General features: G+C 71.3%; 18 protein-coding genes. 7 read left to right on the forward strand and 11 right to left on the reverse strand.

Going from position 1 to position 21,084, the window contains the following annotated elements:
* Positions 1–167 precede the first annotated feature (167 nt).
* The 3 genes from GTY96_RS36395 to GTY96_RS36405 all read left to right on the forward strand — a co-directional run bounded on the left by GTY96_RS36395 (position 168) and on the right by GTY96_RS36405 (position 4,727).
* Positions 168–2,438 (forward strand): hypothetical protein, encoded by a 2,271-nt coding sequence (locus GTY96_RS36395; protein WP_143903335.1) that lies wholly within the window; start codon positions 168–170, stop codon positions 2,436–2,438.
* 27 nt (positions 2,439–2,465) lie between these two features.
* Positions 2,466–3,725: a tetratricopeptide repeat protein gene (locus tag GTY96_RS36400; protein WP_161667110.1), complete on the forward strand. Its 1,260-nt coding sequence runs from the start codon at positions 2,466–2,468 to the stop codon at positions 3,723–3,725.
* A 141-nt stretch (positions 3,726–3,866) separates the two neighbouring features.
* Positions 3,867–4,727 (forward strand): SDR family NAD(P)-dependent oxidoreductase, encoded by an 861-nt coding sequence (locus tag GTY96_RS36405; protein WP_143903331.1) that lies wholly within the window; start codon positions 3,867–3,869, stop codon positions 4,725–4,727.
* On the opposite strand, the gene GTY96_RS36410 is transcribed toward GTY96_RS36405, so the two are convergent.
* Complete coding sequence (locus tag GTY96_RS36410; RefSeq protein ID WP_201756725.1) at positions 4,717–5,586, reverse strand: methyltransferase domain-containing protein; 870 nt, start codon at positions 5,584–5,586, stop codon at positions 4,717–4,719. The two genes, GTY96_RS36405 and GTY96_RS36410, sit on opposite strands and share 11 nt — an antisense overlap.
* Positions 5,587–5,593: 7 nt before the next feature.
* Complete coding sequence (locus tag GTY96_RS36415) at positions 5,594–9,073, reverse strand: serine/threonine-protein kinase (protein ID WP_235686125.1); 3,480 nt, start codon at positions 9,071–9,073, stop codon at positions 5,594–5,596.
* A gap of 260 nt (positions 9,074–9,333) precedes the next feature.
* Here GTY96_RS36415 and gor point away from each other — a divergent pair, with 260 nt between their 5' ends.
* The gene (gene gor, locus GTY96_RS36420; protein WP_161667112.1) at positions 9,334–10,764 is read left to right on the forward strand and encodes a glutathione-disulfide reductase; all 1,431 of its coding nucleotides are present in this window, start codon (positions 9,334–9,336) and stop codon (positions 10,762–10,764) included.
* Between the two features lie 75 nt (positions 10,765–10,839).
* On the opposite strand, the gene GTY96_RS36425 is transcribed toward gor, so the two are convergent.
* Together GTY96_RS36425 and GTY96_RS36430 are read right to left on the reverse strand one after the other, a co-directional pair.
* Positions 10,840–11,310 (reverse strand): NUDIX hydrolase, encoded by a 471-nt coding sequence (locus GTY96_RS36425; protein ID WP_161667113.1) that lies wholly within the window; start codon positions 11,308–11,310, stop codon positions 10,840–10,842.
* Positions 11,307–12,497, reverse strand: a complete 1,191-nt coding sequence (locus GTY96_RS36430; protein ID WP_328701124.1) for a DUF2380 domain-containing protein — start codon at positions 12,495–12,497, stop codon at positions 11,307–11,309. Before GTY96_RS36430 ends, GTY96_RS36425 begins: the two co-directional genes overlap by 4 nt.
* A 595-nt stretch (positions 12,498–13,092) precedes the next feature.
* Here GTY96_RS36430 and GTY96_RS36435 point away from each other — a divergent pair.
* A complete protein-coding gene (locus tag GTY96_RS36435; RefSeq protein WP_161667115.1) occupies positions 13,093–13,230 on the forward strand; it encodes a hypothetical protein in 138 nt (45 codons plus the stop codon).
* Between the two features lie 87 nt (positions 13,231–13,317).
* Here GTY96_RS36435 and GTY96_RS36440 read toward each other — a convergent pair whose 3' ends face one another.
* Positions 13,318–13,647: a hypothetical protein gene (locus GTY96_RS36440; protein ID WP_143903321.1), complete on the reverse strand. Its 330-nt coding sequence runs from the start codon at positions 13,645–13,647 to the stop codon at positions 13,318–13,320.
* A 381-nt stretch (positions 13,648–14,028) separates the two neighbouring features.
* On the opposite strand from GTY96_RS36440, the gene GTY96_RS36445 reads away from it, so the two are divergent.
* Positions 14,029–14,634 carry an RICIN domain-containing protein gene (locus GTY96_RS36445; RefSeq protein ID WP_161667116.1) on the forward strand — a complete coding sequence of 202 codons (606 nt, stop codon included), beginning with the start codon at positions 14,029–14,031 and terminating at the stop codon, positions 14,632–14,634.
* Positions 14,635–14,722: 88 nt separating this feature from the next.
* Here GTY96_RS36445 and GTY96_RS38475 read toward each other — a convergent pair whose 3' ends face one another.
* Positions 14,723–15,970, reverse strand: a complete 1,248-nt coding sequence (locus tag GTY96_RS38475; protein ID WP_161667117.1) for an RNA polymerase sigma factor — start codon at positions 15,968–15,970, stop codon at positions 14,723–14,725.
* Between the two features lies 1 nt (position 15,971).
* Positions 15,972–16,343 (reverse strand): YciI family protein, encoded by a 372-nt coding sequence (locus tag GTY96_RS36455; RefSeq protein ID WP_235686126.1) that lies wholly within the window; start codon positions 16,341–16,343, stop codon positions 15,972–15,974.
* Positions 16,344–16,740: 397 nt separating this feature from the next.
* Between GTY96_RS36455 and GTY96_RS36460 the strand changes: the two genes are divergently transcribed.
* Positions 16,741–17,397, forward strand: coding sequence for an NAD(P)-binding oxidoreductase (locus tag GTY96_RS36460; protein ID WP_143903315.1), 657 nt, complete (start codon positions 16,741–16,743; stop codon positions 17,395–17,397).
* Between the two features lie 20 nt (positions 17,398–17,417).
* Here GTY96_RS36460 and GTY96_RS36465 read toward each other — a convergent pair whose 3' ends face one another.
* Genes GTY96_RS36465 through GTY96_RS36480 form a run of 4 tightly spaced genes read right to left on the reverse strand, consistent with a single transcriptional unit; the run spans position 17,418 to position 21,083 of the window.
* Entirely contained in the window at positions 17,418–18,227 is an 810-nt protein-coding gene (locus GTY96_RS36465; protein WP_143903313.1) for a carbohydrate ABC transporter permease, read from the reverse strand.
* Positions 18,224–19,048, reverse strand: a complete 825-nt coding sequence (locus tag GTY96_RS36470; protein ID WP_201756730.1) for a carbohydrate ABC transporter permease — start codon at positions 19,046–19,048, stop codon at positions 18,224–18,226. Before GTY96_RS36470 ends, GTY96_RS36465 begins: the two co-directional genes overlap by 4 nt.
* Positions 19,049–19,098: 50 nt before the next feature.
* Complete coding sequence (locus GTY96_RS36475; RefSeq protein WP_143903309.1) at positions 19,099–20,379, reverse strand: ABC transporter substrate-binding protein; 1,281 nt, start codon at positions 20,377–20,379, stop codon at positions 19,099–19,101.
* 56 nt (positions 20,380–20,435) lie between these two features.
* A complete protein-coding gene (locus GTY96_RS36480) occupies positions 20,436–21,083 on the reverse strand; it encodes an EcsC family protein (RefSeq protein ID WP_143903307.1) in 648 nt (215 codons plus the stop codon).
* Position 21,084: the final 1 nt, after the last annotated feature.

Genomic DNA, 21,084 nt, shown 5'->3' on the forward strand with positions numbered 1-21,084 from the left:
CGGGAGACACCCTGACAGGTCCCGTGCCGCGTAAAGCCCCCGCCCCTGCTTCGTGGACTCATCAACAGACACCCCTCCCTGACGTCACACGTCGTTTCGCGGCCCGTTGCGGCAATGATTGCCCGTCTGTCCAAGGGACAGGATGACACTACGACTGGGGGGACATCATGAGCTGGAGCATCAACATTCCCGTGGTGAGTACTCTCAAGCTCGCCCTGGGCAATGCCGCGCACGACCAGGCGCTGGGCAACGCGGACCTGGGCGGGAGCAAGCCCATCCCCATTCCGGGCGGACAGGTGTCCCTGGGGGCGGCGCTGAAGGCCTCCGTGGAGCTCTTCAACGACCCGGATGACAAGGACGCGCACGGCATCATCGGCGTCGCCCCGAAGGAGTCGGACGGCTCCACGGTGGAGCCGCTCTACTCACCGGATGGGACCGCGTGCTGGCTGAAGTACGCGGCCCAGCTGGACGCGGAGGCCACGGGCGTGGGCCCCTTTCCCTTCGTCGAGCTGAGCGGCGGGGGCACCGTCCAGGTGCTGGTGACGGACTACCGGCAACACACCGCGACCCAGACGCTGGAGGCCGCGCTGGGCGCGGACGCGAAGTCCCTGCGGCTGCCCTTCCTGGTGGGGGACGTGCAGGCGCTGCGGCCCGGGGACGCGCTGTCCTTCCAGTCCGCCCTGGAGCTGAAGGCCGGGGTGAAGGTGTCCTGGTCCATCCTCAGCGGCTCCCTGGCGTCCGCGCTCGCGAAGCGCCTGGCCGGGAACCTGGTGTTCGACTTCAAGGTGGAGGCGGGCGCGTCCATTGGAGGCACGGTGTCGCTCAAGGACGAGTTCCGGCTCGTCTTCTCCCGCCCGACGGTCGACGGGCCGTTCCGCGTGTCGGTTCGCAAGGCCACCTCGGACTCCGCCGGGACCCAGGTGGGGGTGGGCGTCACGCTGCAGTACTCCTCGCCGCTGCTCGCCGCGATCCTCGGCGCCGTGGACTCGCGGGTGCAGGACGCGTTGAAGCTCGTGGAGGGGCTGGAGAACAACGCCCTCACGCCCGTGCTCCTCCAGGTCGCGGGCGCCGCGCTGAAACAGCTGGGCTTCCTGAAGTCGTCGGACCTCACGCTGGCGTCCATCCGGGCCGCCTACGACGAGCTGAAGGCCTTCGTCGATTCGGTCGTGAGCGGGGCGCTCAAGGCCGCCTTCACCTACGAGTACGTCCGGAGCACCGAGGACTCGACGCTGATGGAGCTGGAGGTCCCCGCGGATCAGCTGGCGGCCGCGCACGGCGACTTCATCTCCGGGGACCTCGCCTCCATCCAGAGCCGCGTGAAGAACGCGTGGCTGAAGCGCTACTTCCACATGAAGACCGTCGAGTCCGAGCGCTCCTGGGGCCTGGGCCTGAGCTGGCGCGACGTCAACTTCGCCACGCAAGAGGACCGGCGGAAGCTCAAGGCCGTCGTCCAGCACGCGTCGCGCGACCACCGCAACGGCCCGCGCCGCTACGCCTTCCTGGGCGCCCGGAGCTATTCCAGCTCCGGCCTCCTGTACGGGGGGAGGACCTCCAGCTGGGGCACCGACTTCAGCGCGCAGATGCCGCGCTACTCGCTCACGCCCAGCGCGGATGAGTTCGAGTTCGCCTTCTTCGCCCAGCGCAAGGTGGAGGACGCGCTGTCGAAGGAGCTGATCCAGGGCGAGCTGGACGCCGCCACCGTCTGGGGCGTCCTGCGCCCCGAGGACCTGGTGGAGCTGGTGGAGCGCTTCTTCCGCGTGGCCCCCGGCGGCACGCAGGCGTCCTCGCGGCTGGAGCTGCGGGTGGACACCGACAGCTTCCGGAAGCTGCTGGCGAAGCTCGGCACGGAGCCCGTCCTGGAGCGACAGGCCTTCGCGCGGGCCCTGGCGCGCGCGCTGCCCCGGGCCAACCAGCCCGTGCGCAGGAACATCGACCGGAGGGAAGAGCTCTACACGCCGCTCTGGGACGCCTACCTGAAGGACGGCGGGAGGGATTGGACGCGGGACCGCGCCAGGGCGAACGTGGGGTATCACCTGAAGACCCACGCCGGGGCGGACGGCGCCTCCGCCGCGCAGTGGGAGTTGAGCGGGCTCACCGGCACGTTCTCGGACGTGCTCGAGCAGTCGTCGCGCTACGGGGGCGACATCGGAGGCAGGCCGTACGGGAAGGTGCATGCCTTCTGGAAGGACCTGCTCGACAAGCTCAGCGCGCTGAACAAGGCCATCCAGAGCGAGACCGTCATCCCGGAGAGCGACGCGACCTCCGTCGTGCAGCAGGCCTTCGTGGCCCTGGACGACCTGGTCTGCGACGACTTCCGCGTCGCCGCGTTCATGGGCTGGCTCGACATGCTCGGCAAGCGGTGGGGCCTGGAGGCGGGCATGCAACGGAGCCTGACCATTGAAGTGGGTGAAAAGCGGTTCGTCACGTCGCACGGCTGAAGTCCCTTCCGGAAAGACCGAACCCCCATGGCGACCTTCTCGGATACGACCACGCGCCGGATTCAACTGGGTGCGCTGGCGCTGTTGCTGACGGAAGTGCTCCTCTGCGCCCTCCAGGTCGGAGGCCTGTCCCCACAGAGCGTCGGGCTGGCGGTGTTCTGGCCGCTGGCCTGGCTGGGCCTGGGCGGGCTCCTGGGCTTCCTCTTCGGAATTCCCAAGGTGCTCCAGCAGGAGGCGGCGGACCCCACGCCGGGCTCCTCCCGCTACGTGCTCGGGGTGAACACGAACCTGGAGCAGATCTCCGACTGGCTCACGAAGCTGCTGATCGGCGTCGGGCTGGTGGAGCTGTCGCGCCTGCCCACCGCCATCGCGACGGTCGCGCTGGAGATGACGGGCAACACGCCGGGCCTGACCAAGTCCCTGGCGGAGGCCATCATCGTGCTCTTCTCCGTCGAGGGCTTCATCGGCGGCTACCTCTGCACGCGGCTCTATCTCCCGCGGGAGCTCCGCCGGGCGGATCAGGCGACGTACGACGAGGAGACCCGGGAGGCGCTCGCGCAGGCCCCGGTGCCCGTCCCCGAGGAGCGGCCGGAGGTCTCCGAAGCGCAGCAGAAGGCCGCCGAGCTTGTCACCGAGCGGCCCCTGCGGGACGTCCGTGGGCAGGACGTCCCCCTGTGGGCGCGCGCGCAGGCCATCCGGAACAACCCGGGCGAGGCCATCACCGCCTTTCGCTCGGCCATCGAGCTCGACCCCAAGAACCCCAAGCTCCGGGTGGAGCTCACCCGGCTGCTGAATCTCACCGGGAACCGGGAGGAAGCCTGGAGGCAGGTGCAAGAGGCCCATGCGCTCTTGAAGCCCCCCGGAAGCGTCCGGCTCGCGGAGAGCGTCTACGACTGGCTGACGTACCTGCCGCTCTGGGAGGGCGCGGAGGGTGTCGCGAAGACGGTCCATTACGTCGACGAGTTCCGCGAGCGCTACCCCGGTGTCGCCGTGCCGGGCAGCATCCTCGTCAACCTGACCGCGGCCCATGGGCAACAAGCCCGCGCCCTGCTGGAGAAGGGCGTCCCCCGCGAGGCGCCCGAGTTCCGGGAGGTCCGTGCGAAGACCCTGAAGGCGCTCAACGAGACCCTGACCACGGGAGGGAGCAGGTGGGCACCCCGGCTGCGGCAGCTGCTCGACCCTCGCGCTCGTGGCAAGGCGCCCGACGACAACGACCTGGAGGTCTTCGAGTCGGACAACGAGTTCCGCGTCGCGCTGGGGCTCGCGCCCGTCCAGCAGGCCGCCTGACCCGGCGGACCTTGGGCCCCTGACGGACCTCGCGAAGGCCCGTCTCCCGGAGTTTCACGGAGGGCGCGGGCGGATCCGTCCCGCCCTCCCCTCCGTCGAGGCCCCCACCGTCGCGCGCTGCTTCCTATGATTGATGGCACCATGCATGTGCCACGAGAAGCAGACGGGTCCCCTCCAGCCGCCACGGAGGACGCGTCAGACCCGGCGTGGGCGCTCATCCTCGGCGCCTCCTCCGGCACGGGCGCGGCCATCGCGAAGGCCGTCGCGCGCAGGCCAGGGCTCAACGTCTTCGGCGTGCACCGGGGCCGCTACCCGGACACCGCGCTCGAGCTGGAGGCCCGCGTGCGGGAGGCGGGCCGGGACGTGCACCTGCGGCAGGCGGACGCCTCCACCCCCGAGGCCGCCGAGTCCGGCGCGGACGCCCTGCTCGCGCGCGCGGGCCCCCGGAGCGTGAAGCTGTTCGTCCACGCCATCGCCGGCGCGTCCGTGGGGCACTTCCTCTCCGAGGGCCCGGACCGGCTGCACCCGCGCCGCGTGCAGCGCACGTTCGACTGCATGGCGCACTCGTTCGTGTACTGGGTGCAGGCACTGGTGCGGCGCGACCTGCTGGCCCCGGACGCGCGCCTGCTGGGCCTGCAGAACCCGCTGGACGAAACGCACCTGGGCAACACCGGCCTCATCAGCGCCGCCAAGGCCGCGCTGGAGATGTACGTGCGCCATCTGGCGATGGAGCTGGGCCCGAAGGGCCACCGCGTCAACCTGCTCAAGTTCGGCACGGTGATGACGCCCGCCCTGCGCCACGTCTATTCGCCGGAGGCGCTGGCCCGGTTGGAGTCACGCCACGCGGCCATGCACCCCGCGGGGCGCATGGGCACGGTGGAGGAGGTGGCGCGCTTCGTCACCGTGCTCGTGGGCGATGACGCGGCCTGGTTCAACGGCGCCACCATCGACTTCTCCGGGGGCATGACGCTGCGGCTGCTGGACCTGCTGCTCAACCCGTGACGGCCGGCCCCGGAACGCGGAACGTGAGGCAATAGTAGAAGGGTGACACCTGCTCCTCGATGACGCCCTCCGCGTCCGGGGGCAGCAGCGCGCGCGGGCTCCTCGCCTCGCGCGTGTAGAACGTGAGGGCGCGGAAGGCGGCGCGCTGGAACAGCGACGGCCGGAAGTCCGCGTCCATCTGCTCATCCACCACCACCAGCGGCGTGCCGGGACGCGCCACGCGCGCCATCTCCCGCAGCGCCACCGCGGGCTGGTGGTAGCCGCCGATGCCGCCCACGTGGAAGACGCGGTCGAACGTGGCGTCCCGGAACGGCAGCGCGTGCGCGTCCGCCACCAGCAGCCGCGTGTCCTTCACACCCCGGCCCCGGCGCAGCCGCTTCTCGCACTGGGCCAGCATGCCGGTGCTCAAGTCCATCCCCCACACCTCCACGCTCAGGCCCGGCGGCAGGGCCCCCCGGATGCGCGGCAGGTTCGCGCCCGCGCCCACGCCCACCTCCAGCACGCGCACCGGCTGCCCGTCCTCATGCCGCTTCAGCGAGCCCAGCTCCAGCCGGCGCATGTACCCGTCGCGCATCCGCGACTCGGAGACGGACTGGAACAGCGGCGTCAGCACCGCCGTCAGCGGGTCATGCAGCGAGGGCAGCCCGTCGTAGATGTGGCGCATCAGCCGGTCCGTGCCCCGCACGCGGTCCTCGCGGTAGAGCCGGGCCAGCCCGTCCTCCACCTCCCACGTCTCGCCGCAGCCGCCGCAGCGCAGGCGCCCCTCGTCCAGCCGGTCGTCCTCGCTCTGCCCGTGCCACACCAGCCGGCCCCGACAGTCCGGACACGCCAGCAGCCCCACGTCCTGCACACGCATCATCGCCTGCTCACCCCGCGGTGCCCTGTTCGGCCAGCGCCTGCGCCAGGTCCTCGCGCGCCTCCAGCCGGGTGAAGTCCTCCACCGCCCGCCGCAGCAGCTCCGCGCGCTCCGGGTCGCCATCGGGCAGGTGGCGGGCCCACTCCAGCCGCGCGCGCCCGGCCTCGTAGGGCGTCCGCCGCTTCTCGGACTCCACGATACAGCGCCTCCACGCGCGGAAGGCCTTGCGCTGCTTGCCCGCGAGCCACGCCTCGCAGCCGCGCCACAGCCACGCGGCGGGCTCGCCGAAGGGGAACACGCCAGCAAAGACCTCCAGCGCCTGGAGCGCGGCCCGAGCGCTGTGCGCGAGCGACTGCAAGCCCGGCCCCGGCATCTCGCGCGCCCACAGCGTGAGCAGCACCTCCGCTACCGCCGTCGCGCCGAAGTAGACGAAGTGCGCCACCGGCTTGCCCGCCGACAGCCGCACCAGCGCCTTCTCCGCCGCGGCGCGCGCGCCCACGCTGTCGCCTTCGCGCAGGCACAGCAGCGCCAGCGTGCCGTCCACGATGATGCGGTCGGTGACGCCGCCGTGCGCCTCCGTCCACGCGAGCGCCGGCTCCAGGGCCACGCGGGCCCGCGCGTGCTCGCCCAGCCGCAGCAGGATGTGCGCGCGGTAGTGCATGGCCCAGTGCTGCGTCTGCACCGCGCCCCGGCGCACCGCGGACGCCTCCAGCCAGTCCATCAGCGGCAGGCCCCGCGCGAACTGGCCCCGGTAGAGCACCGACACGGTGAGCAGCGCGCGGCACTCCTCCGCCAGCCGCAGGTCCCCCACCGAGTCCACGATGGCCGTCGCCCGCGCGAGCCAGGCCTCCACGTCGTCCCAGTGCCCCTGGTACACCGCGCACACCGCGTTGCGGTTGAGCACATAGGCCAGGTCCGCCGGGCGGCCCACCCGCTCCGCCACCTCCTGCGCCCGCTTCACCCACGCGTCCGCCACGCGGTGCAGCGGCACCGTCCCCGCCACCACCGCCATCACCGTGTAGCCGCGCGCCAGCTCCGGCGTGGGGCCCGCGGGCTCGCACAGGTTGAGCATGCGCAGGCCGCTCCAGAGCACCGGCAGCGCCTCCTGCGCGTAGATGAACGCGTCGGTGAGCCGCATCAGCAGCCGGCCCGCCACCCGCCGCGCCTCGCGGCGCCGCGCGGAGTCATCCACGTACGCGTCCGGCCGCGCGCTCTGCGCGACCCGGGACAGCACCTGCCCCAGCGTGCCCAGCACCCACGCCGCGCGCGTCGTCGGCACGCGCCAGCCGAAGTGCGCGAGCGCGGCCTCCGCGTGCACGCGGAAGGCCGCCAGGTCGCCCAGCTGGAAGCGCGCCTCCGCCAGCAGCGCCTCCAGGCCGCCCAGCTCCAGCGGCGTCGCGTCCGGGACGGCCGCCAGCGCCCGCGCGAGCAGCGGCAGCGCTTCCCGGCACGCGCCCACCGCCAGCGCCTCCTCGCCCGCGCGCCGCGCGTGCAGCGCCTCGCGGGCCACGTCCTGGGCCTGTCCCCAGTGGTACGACAGCGCCGCGGCGTGGCCCGTGGGGTGGGCCGCCTCCAGCGCCTCCGCCGCGCGCCGGTGGAGCGCGGGCCGGGACGCGGGCGACAGGTCCTCCAGCAGCCGCTCGCGCAGCTTGTCGTGCGCGAAGCGCCAGCGCTCATCCGCCACGTCCAGCACCGCCGCCGCCGCGCAGTCGGTGAGCCACGCCTCCACGTCCACGTCCGGCGCGGCGCGCTGGAGCACCCCCAGGTCCAGCTCCCGGCCCAGGAGCGCCGCCAGGTCCAGCAGCCCCCGCGCCTCCCGGGGCACCTTCTCCAGCCGGCGCTGCACCAGGGCGCGCATGCCGCCCGCCCACACGCGCTGGGGCAGCGCGCGGGCCCCCAGCCGGTCCAGGCCGCCCGCGTCCTCCGCCAGCGCGCGCACCACCTCCACCAGCAGGAAGGGGTTGCCCTCCGATTCGCGGAGCAGCAGCTCCACCACGTCCGGCCTGCGGCCGACGGTGCCCAGCATGGACTCGCCCAGCAGCGCGATCTCCTCCGCGTCCAGGCGGGGCAGCCGCAGCACGCGGGCGCCAGGGAGCTGCCCCGGCAGCTGCGGGGACTCGTCGTCGCGGAAGCTCGCGAGCAGCAGCAGCCGCAGCCCCGGGGCCCGCGCCGCCAGCTGTCCCAGCAGCTGGAGGGACTCGGCGTGCGCCTGGTGCAGGTCCTCCAGGATGATCACCGTGGGCTGTGGCAGCCGGGAGAAGAGGTCCTCCACCGTCTGGTGCAGGCGCAGCTGCACCATCTCCGCGTCCACCTCCGGGGCGGCCGGCACCGCGTGGCCCAGCAGCGACTCCAGGTCCGGCACCAGGGGCCGGAGCACCCGCGCCTCGCGGTCGGACAGCTCCGTGAGCATGGGCAGCCAGCGCAGCACCGCGCGCCACTCCTGGTACGGCCCGCCGCCGGTGTCCACCGCCTGGCCGCGCAGCACCACCGCGCCGCGCACCAGCGCCAGCGCGCGCAGCTCGTCCAGCAGGCGCGACTTGCCCACGCCGCTCTCACCGCCGATGAGCCACGCGCCGCCCTGGCCGGAGAGCGCCTTGTCGAGCACGTCCGTCAGGTGCTCGCGCTCCTTCACGCGGCCCACGAAGCGCGCGGACTGGAGGAAGCTCTCGCGCGTGGCGGCGGACTCGGCGGGCGGGGACTGGCCGGAGGCGTCGCACAGCGCGGCGATGACGGCCTCCGCGTCGCGCGGCCGGCGGTGGGCGTCGGGCGCCACCAGCCGCTCCAGCACGCCCTTGAGCGCGGGCGGGAAGCCCGGCGTCGCGAACACCTGACCGGCGTGAGGCAGGCGCCCGAAGAACATCTGGCACGCCATGGCGCCGAAGCCGAAGAGGTCGGTCTGCTCGGAAGGGGGTTGGTCCTCGAAGAGCTCCGGGGCCAGGTAGCCCGGCGTGCCCGCGGGGTGCGCGCGCCGGCCCTGCTGGTCGCGCCCCACCGCGAGGCCGAAGTCCAGCACCTTCACCTGCCCGCGCACCACCAGCACGTTCCCGGGCTTCAAGTCGCGGTGGATGATGCCGCGCCGGTGCAGGTACGCGAGCGCCTGGAGCGTCTGGATCAACAGCCCCACCTGGACCACCAGGGGCGCGTCCGCGCCGGCCTCCACCAACGTGCGCGCGTCCTCCAGCAGGTCCATGGCCAGGTAGGGCCGGCCCTCCACGTCGAAGCCGTAGTCCAGCACGCGGATGACGTGCGGGTGGCGCAGCGACACCAGCGTCTGGAACTCGTGGGCCAGCGACAGCGCCATGCCCTGGGTCGCGAAGGCGGAGGGGGTGCCCCGCCCGGGGCGCCGCGCCAGGTCCGCCACCGTCTTGTGCAGCCGCTTGAGGGCCACCGGGCCGGACAGGCCGTCCTGCGCGCGCCACACCGTGCCCGCGCCGCCTCGGCCCAGCAGGTCGAGGATGCGGTAGCGGCGCCCCACCACCTCCGGACTCATGCCCGGGGACGTGTCGGAGTCCTCCGGCGAATCCGCGCGGGGGGAAGTCTGGCAGGAAGGAGGGTGAGACATGAGGGGGGGCCGCCCTGCCCGTGAGGATATCTCCCCTTCCCGTGCGGGAGGGGATTGAATGTGACGAGGGCAGGCGAAGCAGTTGGCGCTTCGGACCCCGGGGGGGCGGCCCGGCGGGCAGGGCCCGGCAGGCCCCTCTCCCGTGGGGTGATGAAACACCCTGTTTCAACACACGGAGGAGGACATCGATGGAGGGCTACGACTTCGATTTGTTCACGCTGGGAGCGGGGTCTGGCGGCGTGGCGGCCAGCCGGCGCGCGGGGGCCTCCGGGGCGCGGGTGGCCATCTGCGAGGAGGGGCGCGTGGGTGGCACCTGTGTGCTGCGGGGGTGCGTGCCCAAGAAGCTGCTCGTGTACGCATCACACTTTCGCTACGAGCTGGAGGACGCGGCGGGCTACGGCTGGACGGTGAACGGGCCCGCGCTGGACTGGAAGCGGCTCCAGGCGGCGAAGGCGAAGGAGCTGGACCGGCTGACGGGCATCTACGGGCGGCTGCTGCGCGACGCGGGCGTGACGCTGGTGGAGGGCCGAGGCCGGGTGGTGGACGCGCACACGGTGGAGGTCGCGGGGAGGCGCTACACGGCGGAGCGCATCCTGGTGGCGACGGGCGGACGGCCCTACGTGCCGGAGGTGCCGGGCATCGAGCACGCCATCACGTCGGAGGAAGCCCTGGAGCTGCCGTCGCTGCCGCGCCGGGTGGCGGTGGTGGGGGGCGGCTACATCGGCGTGGAGTTCGCGGGCATCTTCGCGGCGCTGGGCGTGAAGGTGACGATGCTCATCCGCGGCGACACGGTGCTGCGCGGCTTCGACAATGACATCCGCGCGGCGCTGACGCAGGAGATGCGCAAGAAGGGCGTGGACATCCGGACGGAGACGTTCATCTCGGACATCGAGAAGCGCGGCGACGGCACGCTCAGCCTGATGACGCGCATGGGGGACACGCTGGAGGTGGACGCGGTGCTGTACTCCACCGGGCGGATCCCCAACACGCGGGGACTGGGCCTGGAAGAGGCGGGCGTGAAGCTGGACGCGCGGGGCGCGGTGGTGGTGGACGGGCAGTCGCGCTCATCGGTGGAGAGCATCTACGCGGTGGGGGACGTCACGGACCGGCTCAACCTCACGCCGGTGGCCATCGCGGAAGGCCGGGCGATGGTGGAGACGCTGTACCGGAACAACCCGGTGACGATGGACCACGAGAACGTGCCGTCCGCGGTGTTCAGCCAGCCCCCGGTGGGCACGGTGGGGCTCACGGAGCGCGAGGCCATGGAGCGCTACGGCAAGGTGGACGTCTACGTCTCCAGCTTCCGGCCGATGAAGCACACGCTCACCGGCCGCGATGAACGGTCGATGATGAAGGTGGTGGTGGAGCGCGGCACGGAGCGCGTGCTGGGCTTCCACATGGTGGGCGCGGACGCGCCGGAGATCATCCAGGGGCTCGCCGTCGCGCTGAAGTGCGGCGTGACGAAGAAGCAGCTCGACGCCACGGTGGGCATCCACCCCACGGCCGCGGAGGAGTTCGTCACCCTGCGCGACAAGCGCCCGGACCCGGCGGAGAGCGCCACGATGCTGGAGCTGGGGCGCGAGGTGGTGGCCACGCCTCCGGGGGATACACGGGAGTGAAGCGACTCCCGGGTGTGTCCCCTCGTTCCACGGTGGAGGGGCACACTGGGGGCACATGGCGACTCGCTGGGCGGGTCAGGCTTCCTCGTCAGGAAGGAGCGTCCGGAGCAGTTCGTCATCGGGACCGAGCGGTCGCCAGCCAGGTGGTGGTGGATGGGCGAGGAGTGCATCTCCGGCCCGCCTTACACGCTCTTCGTGCGTTTCTGGCGTGTAGGACGACCAACGACCGAGAGCCATGGCGACCTCGAAACGGTTTGCGTCGTCCATCACGACCGGCCAACCATCGGGGAGTCCCTCGGCCAGTTCACGCACGAGCACATCGCGGACGAAGCGTGTGACCTGCTTGCGCTGTTCCGCCTCTGCAAGCAATCCGCTCAACACCTGCACCGCCGCAACGTCATCTTTGCCAAGCGCGTCGGCTAACACGTACAGCGGAACGGCAGGGTGCGCCTCGGCAAAGGAGGTGAGTGAGCTGTAGCCACGCTCCCGGACCCTTTCGTAGAGACGTGCCCTGACGTTGCCCTGCCAAGCTTCTCCGCCGCTCATCGGCCTCGCCCGGGAGTGAAGTTCATTGGAACTCTATAATCCCGCATGTTTTTCGCGACGAGCCTCAGGATTTCGTTCCGCGTCAACATCCGACCAGTCCTAGCCTCCGCGTCGCGCAGGGCCTTCATGATCATCTGGTTCCACTCGCCGGGCCATGTGCGCCCCAGCTTCCAGTTTCCCCCGCCGTGGATCGCCTCGTGGTGAGCCTGCTCCAGCCGGACGCAGAACTGGTCGATGTCCATGTCGCCCTTGAAGCCGCGCTGCTCGAACCACTCGCGGTGCTCTTGCGGCAACACGTGGTGCTTGGGTGCGTCGGACATGCCCGCTCCTGCCCTGCCGGTCTCGTGCATGCCGCGCACTTCGGGGCTGTCTCCCAACGCGTCGCGCACGCCCTTGGGTAGGTCCTGATGCCCCTGGGCCATCATGACCTGTCCGCCCTGAATGAGGACGGCCGCACTGGCGGCAGGAACGGAGATAACGCCCGCCTGCACGAGCCTTCGCATCATCTCCACCCACTCGGCGGAGACAACAATCCGCGAGCCCACCATGACTCCACCGGAAGTCATCACAAGGCCCACGCCGAGCGTCGCCGGAGCCGCAGGCGGCCCCCGTGGCAGTGACATCTTCAGCGTGGAGATCATGGCGACCATCTCCAACGCCTGCATCGCCGCGATGACCTGCCCGCCCAGCTTCATGGTCGAGCGAGTCTCTCGATGGAGCGTGTCGAACTCACGGGTCAGCGACCCCATCAACTCGGGCATCGCGAGGGTCGCCGCTTCGACCCGCTCCGGGTCCAGCGAAGAGAGGTCCGCCAGCGTGGGCTCCATCATTCCCTGCACGCGATGAAGGTCGGCGAACAACTTCTCGACGCTGCACATCGGGCAGTTTCTGAAAATGGCGTCAGCGAGGTGGAGGAAGTCGACCCAGGTGGCAAGCAGGAGGGTCCCGAACTGGGCCGCCTGGAGCTTCGGCCCTGTCATGCGCAGCAAGCCCAACTCCAGGTCCGTGTCACCGGCTTCCGAGGCCGCATCCGTCAACGCGGTGGCACTCCCGAGCGCGTCACGAAGCCACGTCAACTGATTGGAGCCCTGGTCGAGGTATCGCGTGAAGACGCCGGTGAAGCCCCATCCCACGAGGGCTGGAGGACGGGACGCCAGTTTGAAGAGCGCGGCTTCGTGGCTGTCCATGGAGTCCTTCACCTCTCCGATGGCCGCGAGGACGGCTTGGCGTGTCAGGACGGCGCCCTGCCCCCCGCCCCCAACGGCTACAACCCTGCTGCCGTCCCCAGCGCCTGTCGCGTCGTCGCGTGGCCCCTGGCGGCGCAGCAGCCGTTGGTACATCCCAGGTCCCGAAATGGAGGACGGTGGGGAGCGCAATGCGCGTGGAGGCTCATCCCCCGGAGCCTCCACCCACGCGGGCGCAGGAGCCCCACGCGGCGCATGGCTCAAGCTCCGGCCATGCCCGGGAGCCTGCGGCACGGAGGCGCATCCCGTGGCCAGCATCGCCACGGCCAGCAACAGGGCCTCAGCGCGCATTGTCCACCCCCAGGCCCACCGAGGCGAAAGCACCAGGCCGCAGCGTCCCTTCCAACAAGGGGAACAGCAGCCACAGCCATACCGCCCAACTTCGCGTCATTCGCATACGCGTCTCCTGTGAATGCCCCGACGAAGGGAGCAAAGGACACACGTCTGACGTTCACCTTGGCCCTGACCGGCTGCGTTGCTGCTCGTGGGTGAGGGAAAATGGAGGCCGGCCGTGTCGGGCCGACGGGTGCGGGGGTTCATGTCTCGGACAGACGATGCATTACGCCCACCCCGCACCTCCCCGCGCGACAAGCGCCCGGACCCGGCGGAGAGCGCCACGATGCTGGAGCTGGGGCGCGAGGTGGTGGCCACGCCTCCGGGGGATACACGGGAGTGAAGCGACTCCCGGGTGTGTCCCCTCGTTGAAGGACCTCCTCGCCGCGGGCATGAGGCCCTGCGAGAGCCTCATGCCCGCGGTGGTCCCTCAGAGCCGCTCGACGCTCGTCTTGAAGCCCATGGCCAGATAGGTGATCTGGTAGGACACGGACTCCTTCAGCGCCGCCTTGGCGGCGTCATCGAGCTTGGCTTTCCTGGCGGCCAGCGCCACCTGCTGGAGCACCTCGACCGCGTCATCGACGGACTTCTGAAGCTTCTTCAGGTGCGCCTGGAGCTCCGGAGCGGTCAGCCTGTCGATCTTGGCATCGGCCGCATCGCGGATGTGCTGGAACTCGGTGAAGGAGACGCGATTGTCCGAGTTGATTCGGTCAAGCTCCTTCTTCAGTTCGGCATGCTGGGTCGTGATGTTGAGGCTCATGGGGGTTCTCCTTGGGATCGGGCGATTCCGGGTGGATGCGGCGACACGGCCTGTTGCTGCGAACTCAAGACACGCTGTGTTGTCGAGGAGCACGGGCCGCGCTGGAGACCTAGCACTCGCCTCATGAGCGGGTGTTCGTGCGCTCGCGGGAAGTGCAGGCGGGCCAACGCTTCAGCGGGGAAGCGTTCACGGAGCGACCTTGAACCACCCTCGTGTCGCTACGACGCCGGCCCTGTCTCATGGCCTCGATGGGACCACGAGCAACACAATCCCTGGGCGCAAAGCCAATTGCTCGCAAATCACCCCACCCTGAACATGAGAACCCGGGCGCATCCCGCGCTCAATGGCGCCCATGCGGTGCCTTTCCAGAGACCGACAGACATGACCACGAAAGAGATTCTCATCAGCCTTCTCCTGACGATTCCGCTCGCGGCCCATGGCGCAGGGGACGAAACAACGAGCACCGCGAACACACCCAGCCCCACGGCCGAGGACCCACGGCTCATCGTCGAACACGAGGACGCCGTCCCAACCGACGGGACTCCAGAGGGCGGAGACTCGAGGCTCGGCGGGTCCGAAGACAGCCCGGCTTCCTTTGCCTCAATCTTCACGCTCCGCAGCTCCATGAACAACAAGTGCCTGGAGATCTACGCCTTCAACAACAACAACGGCGCCCGCTCCGGCATGTGGGACTGCTGGGGCGGCGCGAACCAGAAGTGGTACTGGAACGGCGAAGAGATCCGCAACACCATGAACAACAAGTGCCTTGAGGTGCTTTCATTCAACAACAACAACGGCGCCACGGTTGGCATGTGGGACTGCTGGGGCGGCGCGAACCAGAAGTGGTACCGAGACGGAAACCAGATTCGGAGCAGGTTCAACAACAAGTGCCTGGAGATCTACGCACTCAGCAATGACAACGGTGCCCGCGGCGCGGTCTGGGACTGCTGGGGTGGCGCCAACCAGCAATGGTACTTCGGCCCCTGACAGCCCCATCCGTGAGCACCCAGCCCGGAGATGGGCAACGCGGCTGAACGCCGTCTCCGCCGCTCCGGATGTCCCGCCGGGATGAGGCTCACGCGCAGGCGCGAGCCCGGGCGAGCAGGTACTCCCGCTGCGGCGGCGTCCGGGCCAGCGCGGCGGCCTGCCGGAAGCAGTCCGCCGCCCGGCTCCGCTCCCCCACCTGCTCCAACAGCGTGCCCTCCACGGCGAAGCGGTACGGATACCGCCGCAGCACCGCGTCCGTGCGCAGCGGCCCCAGCGCCTCCAGCGCCGCCGCCGGTCCCCGCACCCGCCCCAGCGCCACCACGCGCCCCAACGCGATGATGGGCGACGGCTTGAGCGCGAGCAGCGCGTCGTACAACCCGAGCAACCGCGCGCGGTCCTCCGGGCCCGGCACCGGCGCCTCCGCGTGCACCAGGGCGATCTCCGCCTCCAGGTGCAGCGGCGTCAGCGCCGGCCCCATGGACGCATGCAGGTGCCGCAGCCCCCGCGCAAGCAACAGGGGCGAAGCCTCCGGGCCCTCACGCGCCTCCTGCGGCACGAACGCGCCGTTCGCGTCCACGCGCCCCGGAAGCCGCGCGACGCGGAAGCAGAACAGCGCGGCCAGGGCATGGCCCTCCGGGGTCGCGGTCCCCGGGTGCGCGAGCAGCACCTCCACCAACCGCAGCGCCTCCACGCACAGCTCCGCGCGAGACAGGTCGTGGCCCTCGGAGGCCTCGTAGCCTTCGTTGAAGAGCAGGTAGAGCGCGGAGTGCACCGCGCCCAGCCGCTCCGGCAGCGCCTCCGGGGACGGCACCTCCAGCGTGGCGTGACAGGCCCGCAGCGTCCGCTTGGCGCGCACCCACCGCTGCGCCACGGTGGGCTCGTCCGCGAGCAGCGCGGCGGCGGTCTCCCGCACGGAGAACCCACACGCCACCTTCAACGTGAGCGTCACCTGCATCTCGCGCGAGAGCGCCGGGTGACAGCACGCGAAGAGCAACCGCAGCCCGTCGTCCGGAAGCTCGGCCGCGTAGCGCGTGGCCTCCGGCTCGGGCCCCGCCGCATCCGGGGACGCGGCCTCCTCCGGGACTTCGGGCGCGCGCTGCCGCATCAGGTCCGTCAGCCGGTTCAGCGACACCCGGAGCAGCCACGCGCGCGGTTGCGCAGGAACGCCATGGAAGCTCCAGGTCCTCGCGGCCTGGAGCATGGCGAACTGGACCGCGTCCTCCGCCACGTCCAGCCGGCCCAGGCCCACGCGCCGGGCCAGGGCCGCGACGAGGCCCGCGGACCACTGGCGGAAGGCCAGCTCCAATGCATCCCGGGCCTGCGTCGTGGACGGCACGTCAGACCTCGTCGATGGCGCGCAGCTCGACTTCCCCGTGGCGCAGGTGGGGGCAGGTCCGGGCCAGGGCCACCGCGGCGTCGTACGACTCCGCCGACAGGATGAAGAAGCCGCCCACCACGTCCTTCACCTCCGCGTACGGTCCGTCCGACACCAGGAGCTGTCCGTCCTGCTGCTTCAGGCGCCGGCCGCCCTCGTCGCGCAGCTTCTCGCCCTGGAGCAGGCGGCCCTCCTGCTGGAGCCGCTGACTCCACTGGATGTACTCCTCCAGGATGGCCTGCAGCTCGGCGGGGGACATGGGGGCGAAGTGGGCGGGCGTCTCGTGCAACAGCATCAGGTAGCGAGCCATGGGGATGAACCTTTCGGGAAACATCAGGGGTTTCATCCAGAAAGACGGCCCACGTCGCGGAAGATCGACATGGCCTTGAAACACGGCGCCCGCCTCCTCACCGCTCGCTGCGCACATCCACGCCCTCCAGCTACGGGCAGGCGGGTTCACTCGGAGCGGAGCTCGCGACGGCGCTCCACCCCACGACGGGGGGCGGATGGGACCGCGCGACCGCGGCCGGGGGGCGAACCACGCGAGGGAGGAGGAAGACGCCCGGGCCCGCGCCTCCAACCCACCGGGATACTCGCTGACGGCCGGGCCGGGCGCTGACGTCCGCTGTCCGCTTTCTCGCGGGGTGGTGGGAAGCGCTGGGCAAGCGGCGGTGCGGTGTGCTCAAGAGGCGTGCGGGGGCTTCGCGGGTCGAAGCCCGGGAGGCATCGCCATGAGCAGTGCAGCTCCTCGTCATCTCTTCGTCGCGGGCGCCACGGGCGCCACCGGCCGCACGCTGATGCGACAGGCCCTGGCACAGGGCGTATCCGTGACCCCGCACGTGCGCCCCAAGAGCGCGAACACGGAGCCCGCGAGCAGCTGGCCGAAGAAGGCCGTGCTGGAACTGGCGGACGCCCCCGCGCTGGCGGAGGCGATGCGCGGCAGCACGACGGTGCTCCAGCTCATCGGCACGATGCGCAAGCGCTTCGCGGCCGGGGACACGTACGAGACGAGCGACATCGGCACCACGCGCCAGCTGGTGGACGCGGCGAAGGCCGCGGGCGTGGACCACTTCGTGCTGCTCACGTCGGTGGGCGCGGGCAGTCCGGTGGGCGCGTACCTCAAGGCCAAGGCGGAGGCGGAGCGCATCGTCCGCGAGAGCGGCCTCGCCTACACGATGGTGCGCCCGCCCGCGCTGGAGGGCGAATACCACGCGCCTCCCGGCGTCCTGCACGCGCTGGGCAAGCTGCCCCTGCTGCTCAACCTCAAGCCCATGCACCTGGATCAACTGGCCGCCGTGCTGCTGCGCGTCTCCGAGCGGCGCGAGCCGCTCAACGCGGTGCTGGAAGGCAAGAACCTGTGGGCGGAGGTGGCGGCGGCGGGCCGGTAGTCAGCCCACCCGGGAGCGCATCACTCCTTCACCGCCCCGGCCGTGAGCCCGGACACGATGCGCCGCTGGAACAGCACCGTGAGCACCACCAGCGGCAGCGTCGCCACCACCGACGCCGCGGCGATCTCCCCCCACGGCTCCTTGTACTCGCTGGCGAAGAGGCTGATGGCCACCGGCACCGTGCGCTTCTCCGGCGTGGACAGGAACGTCAGCGCGTAGAGGAACTCGTTCCACGCGAAGATGAAGACCAGGATGGCCGTCGTCGCCAGCCCGGGCGCCGCCAGCGGCAACAGCACCCGGCGGAACGCGCCCACCGGCGTGCACCCATCCACCCGCGCCGCGCGATACAGCTCGTCCGGCAGCTGGCGGAAGAACGACGTCAGCACCCACAGCGTCAACGGCAGCGCGAACGTCGTGTACGGCAGCGCCAGCCCCACCAGGCTGTCCCGCAGCCCCACCGCGCTGAGGATGAGGTACAGCGGGCTCACCGTCGCGATGGGCGGAAACATCGACACGCCCAGCGCCGCGGACAGCAGTAGCCCGCGCCCCCGGAACTCCAGCTTCGCCAGCGCGAACGCCGCGGACGCGCCCACCGTGAGGCAGAACACCGTCGTCAACGTCGCCACCACCAGCGAGTTCAACACCGCCCACAGGAACGGCCGCCCGAACAACACGCTCTGGTAGTTCGCGCCCGTCAGGTGCGAAGGCCACGGCCGCGTCAGCTCTCCATCCGGCCACAGGCTCGTCAGCACCTGCCACAGGAACGGGCCCAGGAAGAACGTGAGGAACGCCACCACGGCCAGCGCCGTGCCCAACCCCGGCCGCTTCATTCCCGCGCCTCCTCGCGCCCCAGCCACTTCAGCCACACCGCCGCCAGCAGCACCACGCCCAGGAACGTCGCCACCGCCAGCGTGCTGCCGTACCCGAAGTCGCCTGAGCGCATCAGCGTCTTGTACGCGTAGATGCTCAGCGTCTCCGTCGTGTTCGCCGGCCCGCCCTCCGTCAGCACGTAGATGGCGTCGAACACGCGGAACGCATCCAGCGACCGGAACAGCACCGCCAGCAGCAGCGCGGGCTTGAGCAGCGGCAGCGTGATGGAGCGGAACTGGCGCCACGGCGACGCCCCGTCCACGCGCGCCGCCTTGTAGAGGTCCTCCGGAATGCCTTGCAGCCCGGCCAGCACCAGCAGCGCCACGAAGGGCGTCGTCTTCCACACGTCCACCAGGATGGCCGCGTGCAGCGCATACCCCGGCGCCCCCAGCCAGTTGATCTCCGCGCCCCCCAACAGCCGGTTGATGAGCCCGGAGTCCGGGTTGAACATCCACGCCCACAGCCGCGCGCTCACCACCGTGGGGATCGCCCACGGCACCAGCACCGACGCGCGCAAGAGCCCCCGCCCCGGGAACGCGCGGTTGAGCAGCACCGCCAGCGGCACCGCGAGCAACAGCTCCACCGCCACCGCCACCGCCGTGAAGTACACCGTGTTTCCCAGCGCGGACCCGAAGCGCGCGTCTCCCAGCAGGTAGGCGTAGTTCGCCAGCCCCGTGAAGCGCCGCTCGCCAAACACCAGGATGAAGCGGTGCAGGCTGAGCCACACCGCCGCCAGCACCGGGTACAGCGCCACCACCGCCAGCACCACCACCGACGGCATCACCAGCAGGTACGCCTGCCGCCGCTCTCTCGCCTGCGAACCCGAGCCCCTCACCGCGCCTCCTCGGGCTGCTCTCCGGTCAGGTGATCCACCTGCTTCTGCGCGCGCGCCAGCGACTCCTCCGGCGTGCGCAGGCCCGCGACGGCGGCGGAGAACTCGCTCTGGAGCACGTCCGCGATGAGCAGGTAATACGGCGTCACCGGCCGGGGCCGCGCCCGCACCAGCGCGTCCTTCAGGCTGGCGATGAACGGCTCCTCCGCGCGCAGCACCGGGTCGTCATACAGCGCCAGCCGTGGCGGGTTGCGCGCGTAGTGCAGCGCCAGCACGCGGTTCGCCTCCGGCGACGTCAGGTGCGCGATGAGGCGAGCGGCGGCCTTGCGGCGCAAGGGCGACACGTGCGCGTTCACCGCCAGCTGCCACCCGCCCAGCGTCCCCCACCCCGGCTGTCCATCCTTCGTCGGCAGCGGCGCGATGCCCACCTTGCCCCGGATGAGCGAGCCCTCCGCCTGCGCCTCGCGCCACGCATAGGGCCAGTTGCGCATGAACACCGCCCGGCCCTCCTGGAACACGCGCCGCGCCTCCTCCTCGCCGAACCCCGTCACCGTCGGCGGTGACAGCCCGTCCGCGATGAGGCCATGCAGGTACGCCAGCGCCTCGCGCGCCGGCTCCGTCTCCAGGAGCACGCGCCCATCCGGCCCCAGCGACTGCCCGCCGTGCCCCCACAGCGCCTCGTACACGTTGCACGTCAGGCCCTCGTACTGCCGGCCCTGCCACACATAGCCCTGGAGGCCGGGGGTCTTCGCCATCGCGTCGCGAGTGAAGCGCCGCAGCTCCTCGTAGGTGCGCGGCGCGCGCGGCACCAGGTCCGTGCGGTAGTAGAGGACGCCCACGTCCACGAACCAGGGCACCGCGTACGTGCGGCCGTCCATCACCACCGCGTCCACGGGGCCGGGCAGGAACTCCTCCCGCAGGCGCGCGGGGGGAAAGTCCTCCGTCAGGTCCGCCACCCAGCCCGCGCGAGCGAACTCCGGAACCCAGACGACATCCGCCACCAGCACGTCGAAGTCCGTGGCCCCGCCCTGCAACGACGTGAGGAAGAACTGGTGCGCCAGGTCCGACGCGTTGGGCAGCGCCTCCGTCACCAGCTCCACGTCCGGGTTGGCCTGCTCGTACCGCGCCAGCAGCTCACGGAACGGCTTCGGGTCGCCCCACAGCGGCTGGAACTTGAAGACGATGCGCGTGCGGCCCCCGGTGCCCGGCGCCTCGGACGAACGCCGGCACCCTCCCGCGGCGAGGCCCAGCGCGACGAGGACGACGAGGAGGCGACCCATGCGCCGGGATGACTCCAGCGCGCGGGGCGACCGTCAACGACAAGCCCCGCGCCCGGTCATCCAGGCGACATGCCCGGCACGGACAGCGCCGTCGCCGGTGCGAACAGCCGCCGCGCCGTGGCGCCCACCGCGAGGCACGCGAGCGCATCCACCGCGCCCCCCACCAGCCCACCGGCCAGCGGCACTCCCTTCGACAAGTTCACGATGCCCTTGCGCGAAGCCTTGCTCACCAGCCGGAAGCCCACCGCGCGGTTGATGCTGCCCAGCGCATGCGCCGGCACCGCCTCCAGCGCGCGCAGGCCCAGTTGATGGCCCACCTCGACGCCGGCCTTCTTCACCACTTCCTTGCCGAGGTCGCCCACGATGGCCAGCAGCGTGAGCGTCCGCACGCGGTCCTCCTCCACGTCGTGTCCATGGATGCGCGCGATGGCGCCCACCAGCCGCGCCTGCACCGCCCACGACACGCCCAGTCCCGCGGGCAGCGCCACCGGCAGCGTCAGCATGCCGCCCAGCCCGGACAGGAAGCCCGTGGTGAACAGCTTCCCCGTCTCCCAGTGGATGAGCGAATCGATCCGCGCCTCATGGTTCGCGTAGCGCGGATCCCGCAGGTACTCGTCCGCCAGCTCCGTCGCGCCGCACAGCGGCCCCAGGCCCTCGAAGCCCGCGCTCAAGACGGCGTTGATGACCTCCAGCGGCTTCGACATG

It is taken from the genome of Corallococcus silvisoli (genome assembly GCF_009909145.1).
In the GTDB taxonomy this organism is placed as follows: Bacteria; Myxococcota; Myxococcia; order Myxococcales; family Myxococcaceae; genus Corallococcus; species Corallococcus silvisoli.

Coding starts and splice junctions, on each gene's coding strand:
- GTY96_RS36395 (WP_143903335.1), top strand. CDS start 168: ATGAGCTGGAGCATCAACATTCCCGTGGTGAGTACTCTCAAGCTCGCC.
- GTY96_RS36400 (WP_161667110.1), top strand. CDS start 2,466: ATGGCGACCTTCTCGGATACGACCACGCGCCGGATTCAACTGGGTGCG.
- GTY96_RS36405 (WP_143903331.1), top strand. CDS start 3,867: ATGCATGTGCCACGAGAAGCAGACGGGTCCCCTCCAGCCGCCACGGAG.
- GTY96_RS36410 (WP_201756725.1), bottom strand. CDS start 5,586: ATGATGCGTGTGCAGGACGTGGGGCTGCTGGCGTGTCCGGACTGTCGG.
- GTY96_RS36415 (WP_235686125.1), bottom strand. CDS start 9,073: ATGAGTCCGGAGGTGGTGGGGCGCCGCTACCGCATCCTCGACCTGCTG.
- gor (WP_161667112.1), top strand. CDS start 9,334: ATGGAGGGCTACGACTTCGATTTGTTCACGCTGGGAGCGGGGTCTGGC.
- GTY96_RS36425 (WP_161667113.1), bottom strand. CDS start 11,310: ATGAGCGGCGGAGAAGCTTGGCAGGGCAACGTCAGGGCACGTCTCTAC.
- GTY96_RS36430 (WP_328701124.1), bottom strand. CDS start 12,497: ATGGACAGCCACGAAGCCGCGCTCTTCAAACTGGCGTCCCGTCCTCCA.
- GTY96_RS36435 (WP_161667115.1), top strand. CDS start 13,093: ATGTCTCGGACAGACGATGCATTACGCCCACCCCGCACCTCCCCGCGC.
- GTY96_RS36440 (WP_143903321.1), bottom strand. CDS start 13,647: ATGAGCCTCAACATCACGACCCAGCATGCCGAACTGAAGAAGGAGCTT.
- GTY96_RS36445 (WP_161667116.1), top strand. CDS start 14,029: ATGACCACGAAAGAGATTCTCATCAGCCTTCTCCTGACGATTCCGCTC.
- GTY96_RS36455 (WP_235686126.1), bottom strand. CDS start 16,343: ATGTTTCCCGAAAGGTTCATCCCCATGGCTCGCTACCTGATGCTGTTG.
- GTY96_RS36460 (WP_143903315.1), top strand. CDS start 16,741: ATGAGCAGTGCAGCTCCTCGTCATCTCTTCGTCGCGGGCGCCACGGGC.
- GTY96_RS36465 (WP_143903313.1), bottom strand. CDS start 18,227: ATGAAGCGGCCGGGGTTGGGCACGGCGCTGGCCGTGGTGGCGTTCCTC.
- GTY96_RS36470 (WP_201756730.1), bottom strand. CDS start 19,048: ATGCCGTCGGTGGTGGTGCTGGCGGTGGTGGCGCTGTACCCGGTGCTG.
- GTY96_RS36475 (WP_143903309.1), bottom strand. CDS start 20,379: ATGGGTCGCCTCCTCGTCGTCCTCGTCGCGCTGGGCCTCGCCGCGGGA.
- GTY96_RS36480 (WP_143903307.1), bottom strand. CDS start 21,083: ATGTCGAAGCCGCTGGAGGTCATCAACGCCGTCTTGAGCGCGGGCTTC.